At 72.5% G+C, this 12,708-nt stretch carries 9 protein-coding genes; 5 read left to right on the top strand and 4 right to left on the bottom strand.

The window, feature by feature from the left end:
* Position 1 precedes the first annotated feature (1 nt).
* From E3328_RS18360 to E3328_RS18345, 4 genes are all read left to right on the top strand, one after another.
* Complete coding sequence (locus tag E3328_RS18360) at positions 2 to 946, top strand: glycosyltransferase family 2 protein (RefSeq protein ID WP_135366087.1); 945 nt, start codon at positions 2 to 4, stop codon at positions 944 to 946.
* Positions 947 to 1,054: 108 nt separating this feature from the next.
* Positions 1,055 to 2,143 carry a glycosyltransferase family 4 protein gene (locus E3328_RS18355; RefSeq protein WP_135366086.1) on the top strand — a complete coding sequence of 363 codons (1,089 nt, stop codon included), beginning with the start codon at positions 1,055 to 1,057 and terminating at the stop codon, positions 2,141 to 2,143.
* Entirely contained in the window at positions 2,140 to 3,318 is a 1,179-nt protein-coding gene (locus E3328_RS18350) for a glycosyltransferase family 4 protein (RefSeq protein ID WP_135366085.1), read from the top strand. Before E3328_RS18355 ends, E3328_RS18350 begins: the two co-directional genes overlap by 4 nt.
* Positions 3,319 to 3,448: 130 nt before the next feature.
* Positions 3,449 to 4,987: a glycoside hydrolase family 99-like domain-containing protein gene (locus tag E3328_RS18345; RefSeq protein WP_167837464.1), complete on the top strand. Its 1,539-nt coding sequence runs from the start codon at positions 3,449 to 3,451 to the stop codon at positions 4,985 to 4,987.
* 63 nt (positions 4,988 to 5,050) lie between these two features.
* Here the strand turns inward: E3328_RS18345 and E3328_RS18340 are convergent, their stop codons facing one another.
* The 3 genes from E3328_RS18340 to E3328_RS18330 are packed head-to-tail and all read right to left on the bottom strand — an operon-like array spanning position 5,051 to position 8,901.
* The gene (locus tag E3328_RS18340) at positions 5,051 to 6,301 is read right to left on the bottom strand and encodes an aryl-sulfate sulfotransferase (protein ID WP_135366083.1); all 1,251 of its coding nucleotides are present in this window, start codon (positions 6,299 to 6,301) and stop codon (positions 5,051 to 5,053) included.
* 46 nt (positions 6,302 to 6,347) lie between these two features.
* Positions 6,348 to 7,790, bottom strand: a complete 1,443-nt coding sequence (locus E3328_RS18335) for an oligosaccharide flippase family protein (RefSeq protein WP_135366082.1) — start codon at positions 7,788 to 7,790, stop codon at positions 6,348 to 6,350.
* A 4-nt stretch (positions 7,791 to 7,794) separates the two neighbouring features.
* Positions 7,795 to 8,901: a sulfatase-like hydrolase/transferase gene (locus E3328_RS18330; protein ID WP_135366081.1), complete on the bottom strand. Its 1,107-nt coding sequence runs from the start codon at positions 8,899 to 8,901 to the stop codon at positions 7,795 to 7,797.
* 364 nt (positions 8,902 to 9,265) lie between these two features.
* Between E3328_RS18330 and E3328_RS18325 the strand changes: the two genes are divergently transcribed.
* Positions 9,266 to 11,320, top strand: coding sequence for an ArnT family glycosyltransferase (locus tag E3328_RS18325; RefSeq protein WP_135366080.1), 2,055 nt, complete (start codon positions 9,266 to 9,268; stop codon positions 11,318 to 11,320).
* Positions 11,321 to 11,341: 21 nt separating this feature from the next.
* Here E3328_RS18325 and E3328_RS18320 read toward each other — a convergent pair whose 3' ends face one another.
* Positions 11,342 to 12,700 carry a sulfatase gene (locus E3328_RS18320; RefSeq protein WP_135366079.1) on the bottom strand — a complete coding sequence of 453 codons (1,359 nt, stop codon included), beginning with the start codon at positions 12,698 to 12,700 and terminating at the stop codon, positions 11,342 to 11,344.
* Between the last annotated feature and the right edge of the window lie 8 nt (positions 12,701 to 12,708).

Below are 12,708 nucleotides of genomic sequence, written 5' to 3'. Positions count from 1 at the left end.
CGTGAGCGACGCGGACGCGGCCCCGCGGGTCGTCGGCGTCGTCCTCAACTGGAACAACTACGAGGACACCGTCGAGACGGTCGAGACGCTCCGGACGCTCGCGTACGACCGCTTCGAGGTCCTGCTGGTCGACAACGGCTCGACCGACGGCTCCGGGGAGCGACTGGCCGAGCGGTTCCCCGACCTCGACGTGGTCCGGACCGGCGAGAACCTCGGGTTCGGCCCGGGCATGAACGTCGGGATCGAGGCGGCGCTCGACCGCGGTGCCGACTACGTCTGGGCGCTGAACAACGACGTGGTCGTCGAGGACGCCGACCTGCTCGGACGGCTGGTCGAGGTGGCCGAGCGCCGCCCGGACGTCGGCGTGCTCACGCCGACGGTGATGGGCTACCCGGAGACCGACGAGGTGTGGTTCCGCCGCGGCTATCTCAACTGGGCGACGGGCAACGCCGGCCACCGGGGCCACCGCAACTGGTACGTCGACGGCCCGCGGACGGAGCTGTTCCCCGACCGCGACGGGCTGGTCGACGACGACTACATCCCCTTTTGCGCCGCCCTGGTCCGGCGCGACGTGTTCGAGTCGGTCGGGCTGTACCCCGAGTCGTACTTCCTCTACTACGGCGACGTGGCCTACGGGACGCGGGTCCGCGACGCCGGCTACCGGCTGGCGACCGACACCCGCTCGCGGATCTACCACAAGGAGTCGGCCAGCTCCGGCGGCCCGGCGAGCCCGACGACCTCCTACTACCTCGCGCGCAACCGCTGGCAGTTCGCCCGGGCGTTCGACGACCGCGTCTCCCCGCTGTTCCCGCTCGTCTTCTGCTGGTGGCTGGCGGTCGGGCTCGTCTTCCGGGTGCTCCACCGCGACTGGGCGAGCGCCCGCGCGCTCCTCGAAGGGGGACTGGCCGGCGCTCGCGGCGAGACCGGCGAAGGTCGGTATCCCTGAGTGCGGCCGTCCCGCTTCCACGCCGGCGGGTATCCGGTCCAGCGGGCGCTGTCAGCCGGGGCGGCCGGACCAGAACCCCTTTTTGTCGAGGGGGGGTACTGGCGGGCAATGCACGTGGGCGTCGACGCCCGGACGTTCTCCTTCCCGGAGCCCGGCGGCGACATCAGCTACGGGATGCACTTCGCGCGCCGGCTGGCCGACCGGTCGACGGCGGTCACCCTCTTCGGCCACGGGAACGTCGCCGACCGGTTCCCCGGGTTCGAGCTGGAGAGCGCCGGCTACCTCGTCGACTCCCAGGCGTTCGGGCTCGTCTGGGAGCAGACGCTGTTGCCCCGCCTCGGGGACAGGCGCGACATCGACGTCCTGTTCTGCCCGAACAGCTACTGCCCGCTCCGGAGCTGTTCGTTCCCCGCGGCGATCGCCGTCCAGGATATCCCCTCGTATCACGGCTTCAAGCGGGGCGCCTACGCGCGGTTCCGCAAGCGGATGCTCCCGCGGGTCACCGACCGGGCGGAGACGGTGATCACCGTCTCGGAGTTCACCAAGGCGGAGCTCAACGAGTACGTCGGCGTCCCGACGGAGAAGATCGCGGTCGTCCCGAACGGCGTCGACGACATCTTCTACCGCGAGGAGACGCCGTCGGTCGACCTGGACCTGCCCGAGGAGTACGTCCTCTACGTCGGCGCGATGAGCGACCGGAAGAACGTGGCCGGGCTCGTCGAGGCGTTCGACGAGCTGAAGCGGGAGACGGACCTCCCCCACGAACTCGTCCTGATCGGGCCGTCGCAGAATCCGACCTACGGCTCGGTCACGCCCGAGTCGGCGGCCGCCGCCGACGATATCCACCGCCCGGGCTACGTCTCGGTCGAGGAGCTCAAGTACGCCTACGACGCGGCGTCGCTGTTCGCCTTCCCCTCCTTCCACGAGAGCTTCGGCATCCCGCCGGTCGAGGCGATGGCCTGCGGGACGCCCGTCGTCGCTTCCGACGCCGGTGCGCTCCCGGAGGTGCTCGGCGACGCGGCCCACACCGTCGACCCCGAGGACCCGAGCGACATCGCCGACGGGATGGCGACGGTGCTCGGCGACGCGGACTACGCGGCCCGGCTGCGGCGGCGCGGCCGCGAGCGCGCCGCGCGCTACACCTGGGAGGCGGCGACCGACCGACTGCTGACCGTGCTCTCCGAGACGGCCGAATGACCGGGCGAGCCAGCGTCGCGGTCGTCCACCCGGACCTGTCGGCCCGCGGCGGCGCCGAAGCGGTCTGTCTCCACGCGCTCGAAGCGCTCCAGGACCGCTACGACGTGACGCTGTACACGCTCGCGCCGGTCGACCTGGCCGCGCTCAACGACTACCACGGGACCGACGCCGCGGTGCCCGTCGCCCGGGTCGGGGGCGCGGTCCGCCGGCTCCGCGACGCGCTGGTGGCCCTCGCCGACACCGACTACCTGGGCCTCCTCGACATGGCGCTGCTCTCGCGGCTCGCGCCGCGGATCGCCGCGGACCACGACGTGGTCGTCGGGACGAAAAACGAGCTCGCGGTCGGCCCGCCATCGGTCCAGTACCTCCACTTCCCGGCGTTCGACCGGTCGGTCGTCCCGCGCCGCGACGCCGAGGCCGCCGGTACCGTGAGCGCGGCCTACGACCGCGTCTGCGACCTGCTTGCGGGGTTCGACCCCGCCGTGCTGCAGCGGCCGGGGACGGTCCCGCTCACCAACTCGGAGTGGATGCGCGACCGGATCGGCGAGACCTACGGGGTCGAGCCGGCGGTCGTGTACCCCCCGGTCGCGGTCGACGCGTTCGACGGCGCGGCGTGGGCGGAGCGCGACCACGGGTTCGTGAGCGTCGGGCGGTTGACCCCCGACAAGAACGTCCACCGGACCGTCGACATCGTGGCGGGCGTCCGCGACCGCGGCCACGACGTGCACCTCCACCTCGTCGGTCCCGTCCCCGACACCGACTACGGGGACGGCCTCCGGGAGCGGGCGGCCGGGCTGTCGTTCGTCAGCGTCGAGGGGGCGGTCCCGCGCGAGCGGCTCGTCGAGCTCGTCTGTACCCACCGGTGGGGGATCCACGGGAAGGACCGCGAGCACTTCGGGATGGCCGTGGCCGAACTCGTCGCCGGCGGGACCGTCCCGTTCGTCCCCGACGACGGCGGCCAGCGGGCCATCGTCGGCGACGACCGCCTCCGGTATCGCGACGCCGAGGACGCGGTCGCGGCCATCGACGGCGTCCTGTCGGACCCGGCGACCTGCGAGGCCCTCCGCGACCACCTCGCCGGCCGCGCCGCCGAGTTCGGCCCGGAGCGGTTCGCGGAGCGGTTGCGGGCGGCCGTCGACCGGGCGTTGACGGCGGCCGACGGCGCGGACGGCTGAGCCGCCCCGGGCCGGCGAACGCCACTCTCGGCCGCTGGGGTGCGGGATGACAGCGACTGCGGGGCCCCCGCCGGCGAACGCGCCGGTCGATCGGTCAGGTTTATCCCCCGGTCGTCGTAACACCGGGCAGATGAGTCGGTATCTCGACCGTCGCGGGTTCCTCGTCGGGTCGGCCTGCGCGCTCGGCGGCTGTGCGAGCCTGCCGGGACTGGGCGACTCGGGCATCGAGAAGACGCCGGGGACGCAGGTCCCGAGGGACGTACCGCGGACGGACGCGACCGCCGAGCGCGACGTGACCGTCGCCGCCCACTACTACCCCTGGTACGGCGAGACGCGCCACTGGCAGGGCAGCTACGAGGGGACGCCCGCGCTGGGCCGGTACAACTCCCGCGCCGATGCGGTCGTCGAGCAACACGTCGCCTGGGCCCGTCAGGCCGGGATCGACGCGTTCTCGATGAGCTGGTGGGGGCCGGACAGCTGGGAGGACACGACGATCCGCGAGCACTTCCTCCCCAGCGCCGACGGGTTCCCGTTTTTCGTCCTCTACGAGATGACGGGCCGGCTGCAGGCCGACGACGACGGCGTGATCGACTTCGACCGCGACGGGAACCGCGCGCAGCTGCGCGCGGACTTCGAGTACCTCGCCGAGACGTACTTCGGCGAGGCGAGCTACCGGAGTGTCGACGGCCGGCCGATCGTCTTCGTCTACCATCCGGGGACGCTCAACCTCGCGGGCGCCTACGGGGAGGCGCTGGCCGACGCGCGGGCTGCGATAGACGCCGACCCGTTCCTCATCGGCGACCTCGCGGGGTGGTTCCCGCTGGTCTACCTGCAGCCCGAGTGGGTCGAGCAGTTCGACGCCCTCTCCGCCTACGACTGGTTCGACCCGTCGTCGATCGGGTTCGACTTCGTCGCCGACGAGTCGTTCGACCACTTCAGGAACCGCGTCGAGGACCACTTCCTCCAGTGGCAGCTCATCGCCGAGGACACCGACACGGCGTTCGTCCCCACGACGATGCCGGGCTTCGACAAGGGCCACGACGACCCCGACCCGTCGACGATCCTCACCCGGTCGCCCGAGCGGTTCCGCGAGCTGTGTTCGCTGACGGCCGACTACCTCGACCCCGACCTCCGGATGGCGTTCGTCACGACGTTCAACGAGTGGCACGAGTACTCCGCGGTCGAACCCGGGGAGGCGTTCGGCGAGACGTACCTCGACATCACCGCGTCGACGCTGGCGACCGCCCCGGAGACGCGGACGGACCTCGACGCGTTCGGGCGGGTCGACCTGTCGTTCGACGACGCGGTCACGACGCCGCGGCGCCTCTGTCTGTGGGTCGAGGCCGCGCACCTGGTCGCCGACGACGACACGGTACTGCGGGCCTACGACGTGGGCGACCCCGTGCGCGAGCCGGTGTTCACGCGCGGCGCCTTCCCCGTCGAAGACGCGGACGGAACGACGTTCCGCTGGTTCGGCGGCCCAACCGAGACGACGCGGATCTATGCCGACGCCGACCTCCTCGACCGGGCCGACCAACTGGTCGTACGGGCCCGCCCCGCGACGACGCCGCTCACGACGACCGTCGCGGTCGACGGCGACGAGACCGACGAGCGGACGCTCCGGGACGGGAGCCCCTCGCGTCACACCTTCTCGCTCGGCGACGGCTGACCGGCTCCCCGGGTTCGCCGCGCACGACCTGCTGTCGGCAGCGCGCCACCGGTAGCCCGGCGGTCACACGCCGAGTCGGCTGCGGAGTCGCCCGATCCAGCCCGGGGCGACGGTCGCAACCTCGACGGTCAGCCACCCGCCGCCGACGGCCAGCGCCGCGGCGACGAACGTGAACTCGCGGGGGCCGACCCACGCGGGGAACACCCACGAGGAGAGGAAGTACGCCTCCGACCAGAGCTTCGAGGGGATCGACCGCTGGGGCTCCCTGACGACGCTCTCGACGTCGGTGCCGTTCTCGGCCATCCGGTGGGACGGCGGGCCGCCGGGTTCGTCCCCGTGTTCGAGCCGCTCGGCGTCGTAGGGGTTGCGCAGGATGTCGTGGGTCCAGACCATCTCCCCCTCGGGGGTGACCTCGACGACCCGCTGGCCCCCCGAGTCGACGATGAGCGTGTTTCCGTTGGGCATGCGGTCGGCGTCGCGCGGCCAGATGAACATCCCGCCGTAGGTCCACGTGCGCTCCCACTCCGGCCCGTCCTTGCGGTACTCGACGACGCGGTCGTTCTCGCTGTCCGCGACGAGCACCGTCGGCGGCGAGCGACTGAGCAGCGTCGGGTTGTGCTGCTCGTAGAGGATCGAGTAGTTGTCCTCCTCGCCCAGCGTCCAGACGACCGACTTCGTCGTCTGGTTGATCAGCATGACGCGGTCGAAGTTCCGCGGGCTGACGAGGAACTTGTCCTCGCCCACGCGGTCGATGTCGTTCATGTGCGTCCAGTCGCCCGGCCGCACCCCGCCGTCGGACGGCGGGAACCGGCCCTCGAAGCTGTAGTTCCAGACGATCGTCTCCCGGCGGATGTCGTAGACCAGCGCCCGGTCGTACTTGTCGGCGATCGCGTAGCGGTCCCCGCCGAGGTAGTCGACGTCGTGGGCGTTGGGGGGCAACCAGAACTGCTCGACGAGTTCCCCGGTGCGCCAGTTGATCACGAACGCCTGCATCTGTCCGTACTCGACGCTCGCGGCGAAGAGGACGCGGTCGTCGCCGATCGGGTCGACGTCGAAGTAGCTGCGGAAGCTGCTGTTGGCCCAGAGCACCTCCCTGGTCTCGGTGTCGATCGCGACGACCTTCGCACCGCTCCCGAGTTCGGTCCCCTGCGTCGAGATGAACGTGACCGGCCGGTCCTCGCTCACGTTGCCGGCGGCGGCGGGCTCGGAGTACTGGACGGCCGCGAACGCGACGGGCACGAGACAGGCGAGGACGACCGCGACCACGAGCGCGCGGTTGCGCAACGAGACGGCCGGCAGCGGCGGGCGGACCATGCTGACGGCGGTACCGGGAGGAGGCCCATACGTTTACTGGTCCGCATCAGCCGGTCGCCAGGTCGCGCAGGTCCGCGGGGTCGACGACGCCGAGCGCGACGGCGCCGGCGGCGTACACGGCGCCGCCGACGCCCGCGAGGGCGACGAGCACGGCCGTCGTCCCGGGCAACACCGCGCGCCCGGCGACCAGCACCGCGAGCGTGGCGCCGGCGACGGCGAGCAGCCGCCCGACCGACAGCCCCGCGAGCGGGCTCAGCGAGGCGCGGCGGGCGATCGTCAGGTGGAGCGTGCCCAGCAGCGCGTAGGAGACCGTCGTCGCGAGGGCCGCGCCGGCGATCCCGTACCGCGGGACCAGCGCGAGGTTCAGGGCGACGTTCGTCGCCAGCGCCGCGGCGCCCGCGCCGACCAGCACCCGGAGGTAGCCGCCCGCCTGCAACACCGGCCAGACCGACCGCGCGACCGAGAAGCCGAACACGCCCGGCAGGAGCAACACCAGCGGCCGCCGCGCCGCGACGAACGACGGGCCGAAGTACAGCTCGAGGAACAGCCCCCCGAGGACCGCGAGCCCGACCAGCAGCAGCGTCACGCCGACGACGACGTACTCGAGCATGTCGCCGACGAGGCGGTCGACCTCGGCGACGGCGTCGTCCTCCCACAGCGCCGCGGTCGACTGGATCATGATGAGCTGCATCGCGATGGGGAGCACCCAGACGAACTCGGCGACCTGCAGCGCCGCGCGGTAGTGGCCGGTCACGGTGTCGCCGAGGTAGTAGCCGACCAGCAACACGTCGACCTTGTAGAGCCCGGCGGTCGTCAGCGCGAGGGCCATCGAGGGCACGCCGAAGCGGACGAGCCGCCCGACGGTCCCGTCGTCGGTCCACAGCGCCGACAGCGTCGCCCGGAGGCCGACCGCGCGGAGCGCCAGGGCCGTCGCCACCAGCCCGGAGAGCAGGAACGCGACGGCGAACCCCGTGAACACGCCGGCCACGCCGTGGCCGGCCGCCGCCAGCCCCGTCCCCACGACCGCGAGGACGACCGACCGGCCGGTCATCAGCGGCTCGACGAGCGCCTCGCGCCGGAGCGCGTGGAGCGTGCCGCGCCCGAACAGGAACAGCTGCTCGCCGACGAGCGCCGGCACGAGGAGCCACAGCGGGCGGGCCAGCGCCGGGGGCGCCAGTCCCGCGAGCAGCGCGCCGGCCAGCGCCGTCGCGGCGACCCCGACGGCACACAGGTGCAGGACCAGCGACGGGCCGACGACGGTCGCCGGGCGGTCGGCCACGGAGGCGCGGGCCTTCGTCGCCTGGAACAGGCCGAGGTTCGTCACCTTCCGGAGCGGCATGAACACGGCCATCACGAGCGCGTACCGGCCGAACCCGGCGTCGCCGACGACCCTGACGACGACCGGGATGAACAGCGCGAACGTCAGCAGCCGGCCCACGTCGCCGCTCAGGACCGACAGGTACGCCCGGGCGGTCGTCGAGAGCCCCACGGCCCTACCCCACGTACCCGAGGTCCCGCAGCTGCTCCGTCGGCCCGTCGAGGTCGCCGTCGTCGACGGCCGTCCGGCCGTCGTCGTCCGCGAGCGTGACCGTCGCGTCGGTCGCGACCAGGCGGCGGTCGAAGTCCTGCCAGAGGACCGTCGCCCGGTCGTTCCACGGCGCGACGGTCAGCGTCGTCTCGCGCTCGCGGGTCGCGAGGTCGACGCCCGACCACTCGGCCGGCGGGTCGATACCGACCGCGCTCGCGAGCGTCGGCGGCAGGTCGAGCAGGCTACACCGGTCGCCGACCGTGTCGACCCCGTCGACCGCGACGGGCACCTCCACCAGTTTCGCGGCGACGCGGCGCCGCTGTGGCTGGTGGAAGTAGTAGCCCTCCTCGCCGAACTCGTCCCCGTGGTCGGAGGTGAACACGAACACCGCGTCGTCGGGGACGGCCTCGCGGAGCCGCCCGACCGCGTCGCCGGCCCGCCCGACCGCGTCGCGATAGGCGTCGTCGAGCTGGTCGCGCTCGTCCGCCGAGAGCCGGTCCGGCGCGAACAGCGCCTTGCGGTCGAGCGACTCCGGGATGGCGTCCGCGCCGCGGCCGTAGGGCCGGTGGGTCCCCATCAGGTGCACCCAGAGGAACCGCGGGCCGTCGGCCGCCCGGAACCGGTCGATGGCCCGGTCGACGACCGCCTCGTCGGCCGGCAGGTCGGAGAGCTTCGCGTGGGGCGGGAACACGCGGTGGTAGACGCGCCGGAGCAGGTCGATATTGCTGAGCCGTTCGCGGATGGTCGACCCGCGCGTCCCGCGGTCGGCGAAGGCGTGGTACGTGTCGAACCCGTCGTCGAAGCCGAACTCGGGGTGGACCTGCGGCGTCGCGGCGAACCCGACGGTCGTGTAGCCGGCGTCGGCGAACGTCCCCGCGAGCGAGGGAGCGACGACCCGCGACCGGATCGCCCCGTCGAGCCGTCCGGAGTGGAGCCCACCGAGACTGGGCCGCGTGTAGTGGCCGGCCGTGATCCCCCGCAACTGGTCGAGGTCGTCGAGCGTCTCCATCGCCCCGGCCGCGTCGTAGCGGACGGAATCGGCCGTGACCAGGACGACGTCTCGCCTCGTCATGCGTCCCGATCGAGCGGCGACTCGGACTCCGGTTCACCGGGAGAACAGGGTGGCCCGTCCGACGGCGGTCTCCCCCGTCGGCGACGGCTACGTGAGACGGTCATAGATACCGGTTCTCCCGCTGTGTCGTCATTAAATCTGTCGACTCAGTCCCTTCCGCGTCGGATCCGCGTCGTCACAGGCGCTCGGCCCGCTGTTCCGCCGCCCGTCGAGGGGTCGCGTCGCCGGCCGCGTCACCCGTGGCGCCGCACCCCGCCTGCTTCCCGCGGCCGGCTCGCACCGCGCGCCGTTGGCTCCGCTCGACGGGGCACCGGATGACGACACGCTTATGCGAGGGCTCTCGATACTTCGAGGCATCCGACAGATGTCGCTCGTCTCCGCGATCCCGATCCCCGGCGGCGCCGACGGCGGCGACCCGGGAACCGACCGCGACGAAGGCGACCCGGAGGCCAGTGGCGATGGCAACTCGGTGTCCGGTGACGGTGGAAACCCGGAATCCGGTGACAGCGACGGCCCGGGAACGGACCCCGACCGGGACAGCTCGGGAACGGATCCCGACCGGGACGACCCGGATCCGGGCTGGTCGCCGGGACGGCTCCGGCCGCGACACGTCCACCTCGCGGGCCTCCTCGCGTTCGGCGTCTACGTCTACTACGTCGGGCTGGGCGGGTACAACCTCCAGGCGTGGGACGAGGGGCTGTACGCCAACATGGCCCGGCACATGGTGCAGGACGGCTACTGGCTCGTCCCCCACCTCAACTACCTCGGCAACGCCCAGGCGGCGTTCGGGCCGTACCTGAAGAAGCCGCCGCTGGTCCCGTGGCTCCAGGCGCTCTCGATGCTCGCGTTCGGCGTGACGGAGCTCGCAGCCCGGCTCCCGTCCGCCACCGCGGCGATCCTCACGGGGCTGCTCACCTACCGGATCGGCGCCGAGCGCTACGACCGGCGCACGGGGCTGGCCGCCGGCTTCGCCCTCCTCGCGACGCCGTACCTGTTCATGGGGCCGAACGCGGGCCGCCAGGCGACGACCGACGCGCCGCTGTTGCTCTTCGGGACGCTGTTCGTCTACCTGACGTGGCTCGTCGCCGACCGCGACCGCCCCGACCTGCTCCCGGCGGTCGGCGTCGCGGCCGGCCTGACCTTCCTCGCGAAGGGGTTCGGTGCCGGGATCTTCGTCGTCGTCGTCGTCCCGCTGGTCCTCGCCCGCTGGCGGACGTTCGTCTCCAGGGGATTCGCCGCCTGCGTCGGGATCACCGCGCTCATGGCCGCGCCGTGGCTGGTGACGGCCTACACCCGCCACGGGGGCGAGTTCGTCCGGATATTCTTCGTCGAGAACGTCATCGAGCGGGCCTCCGGCGACCTGTTCGTCAGGGAGGGGGCGATGTTCGCGTTCATGAAGTACCCCTACATCCGCCAGTTCGGCACCTACACCGACCCGTGGATCTACTACCTCGCCCCGGCGGCGGTCGTCGGCGTCCTCGCCGTCCGGCGGGAGGTCGTCGGCGACGCGTTCGCGCCGGTGGATCTGCCGTCGGGGACGGGCGAGGCCGTCACGCGGATCCGCGCCGCGCTGGACCGGTACCAGCGCCCGCTCTTTCTCGTCTGGTGGGCCAACGCGGTGTTCTGGTTTTTCGTGTTCACCGGCAACCACGGCTGGTACGTCATGCCGACGTTCGTGCCGATCGCGGTGCTGGTCGGCCACCTGTTCGCGCTGGCGACGCGGTGGCGCGTCGCCGCCGCCGGCCTCGTCGCCGGGACCGCGGCGGCGGTCGTCCACTCGCCGCGGGCCGGCGTGTACACGCCGCTTACCGGCCGGTACTGGGGGGTCTGGGGGATCCGTCCGACGCCGGACTGGGTCGTCCTCGGCGTGGTCGTGGTGGGAACCGCGCTGCTCGTGGGCCTGCCGCGGCTCGGGAGCGTCGTCGACGGGGACTGGCCGCCCGACGGGCGGCTCGCGACCGCGGCCGTCCCGACGCTGCTCTGTCTCCTGTTGACCGCGGGGCTCGCCGCGCCCGTGGCGCTGCCGGGCAGCGCCGGCGACATCCAGCAGTACGAGGCGGGGCTCGCGACGAACGACGCGGTCCCCGAGGACGCGGTCGTCGCGGTCGACCCGGTGACGACGCGCGTCGACCACGGCACGCTGTTCGGCTTCGACTTCTACGCCGACCGGACGCTGCGGGCCGTCCCCCGCGACGAACTCGCCGACCGGCCCGACATCGAGTACGCCGTCGTCCCCTCGGGGTGGGCCGAGCGCTCGCCCCGGCCCTGCGAGGTGATCGCCCGGATGCCCGCCTTCGACGTGACCGTCCTCGCGTTCGGCTCCGGCCAGGAGGGCTGCGGCGCGGCGACGAACGCCTCGGCGGCGCTCTCGCCGGCTCCGGGAGCAGTCCCGCCAGCGCCGGCGACGGGCGCGCCGTGACGGCCCGAGCGGTGAGCGGTTTCAGAGGTAGCCGAGTTCCTCGAGCTGGTCGCGGACGCCGCTGTCCATGTCGACGCCCTCCGCGGTGCCGAACGGTTCGCACTGGTCGAGGTGCGCGTCGAGCCGCTCCCGGAGTGCGCCGGTCTGCGACGCCTCGGAGACGCGGACCACGTCACCATCGGCGACGTCGACGACCAGCGACCCCTCGTCGGTCTCGATACGCCGCCGCCCTTCAGCGGGGATGTCCCGGTGGGGAATGGCCACGTCCTGGTTCGGCCCGAGCGTCTCGCTGAAGGCGCCGTCGGGCCGGTCGTGGGGCCGGTCGAGCCCCGCGATGTCGAGGATCAGGTCGTGTACGTCGGCCTGGTCGGTCAGTTCGTCGACGGTCCCCCCGTCCTCGCCGGGCCGGTCGACGAGCAGCGGGACCTCCAGGAGTTCGTCGTAGAGGAAGGTGCCGACCCCCATGAACTCGTGTTCGCCGAGGCACTTCCCGTGGTCGGCGGTGACGACGACGGCCGTCTCCTCCCGGAGCCCGCGGGCGTCGAGTTCGGCGAACAGCGTCGCCAGCTGGTCGTCGAGATACGCCAGGCAGGCGTCGTAGCGGTCGTTGATGCACTCGACCGCGGCGTCGTCGTAGCTCTCGTTCAGCGAGCGTAGGTGCCACTCGATGTCGGCCTCGCAGTCCCCCTCGCGGAACCGCCCGAGCCACTCCTCGTCGGGGTGGTAGGGTTCGTGGGCGTCCATGTAGTTGAGGAACATGAAGAAGGGGTCGTCGCGGTCGCGGCCGTCGATCCACGACAGCGCGCGGTCGTTGAGGACGCTCGCGTCCGCGTAGCTCGCCGGATCCCGCCGGAACGAGAAGGTGTTGACGACCCGTGTCAGGGGGTTGCCATCGAGCGCCCAGCGGGCGAACCGCGGGTACTTCTGTGGGCCCTGCCACTCCTCTTTCCCGAGTTCGCTGAGGATGTGCCGCGGGTGGCCGTTCGGGCCGTCGGGGTCGAACGGCAGCGGCGCCTTCACGTCGGCGAACTCGTCGAACCCGGTGTCGAAGTCGAAGTCGGTGGCGACCCACGGGTTCGTCGACAGCCCGACGGTCTCGTAGCCGGCCGCCGAGAGCCGGGCGGGGAGCGTCCGCTCGGGGGGGACCGAGAACCGTCGGTGGGTCGCGCCGGCGCCGTGTTCGCTCGGGTAGCGGCCGGTGAAGAAGGTCCCGTGGGCCGGCATCGTCCAGGAGCTGTTGGCCACGGCCCGCGTGTAGCGGTCGGCCCCGGCCGCAAACGCGTCGAGCCCGGGCGTCGTCTCCCGCTCGTACCCGTACGAGGAGAGCCTGTCGGCCCGCACCGAGTCCAGCACCACGAACAGCACGTTCGGCCGACTCATTGCGAGGG

The organism is Halosimplex halophilum (genome assembly GCF_004698125.1).
Lineage (GTDB): Archaea > Halobacteriota > Halobacteria > Halobacteriales > Haloarculaceae > Halosimplex > Halosimplex halophilum.
Note: the sequence above shows the minus strand (reverse complement) of the source record. Positions and strands in the feature narration are given on the sequence as shown.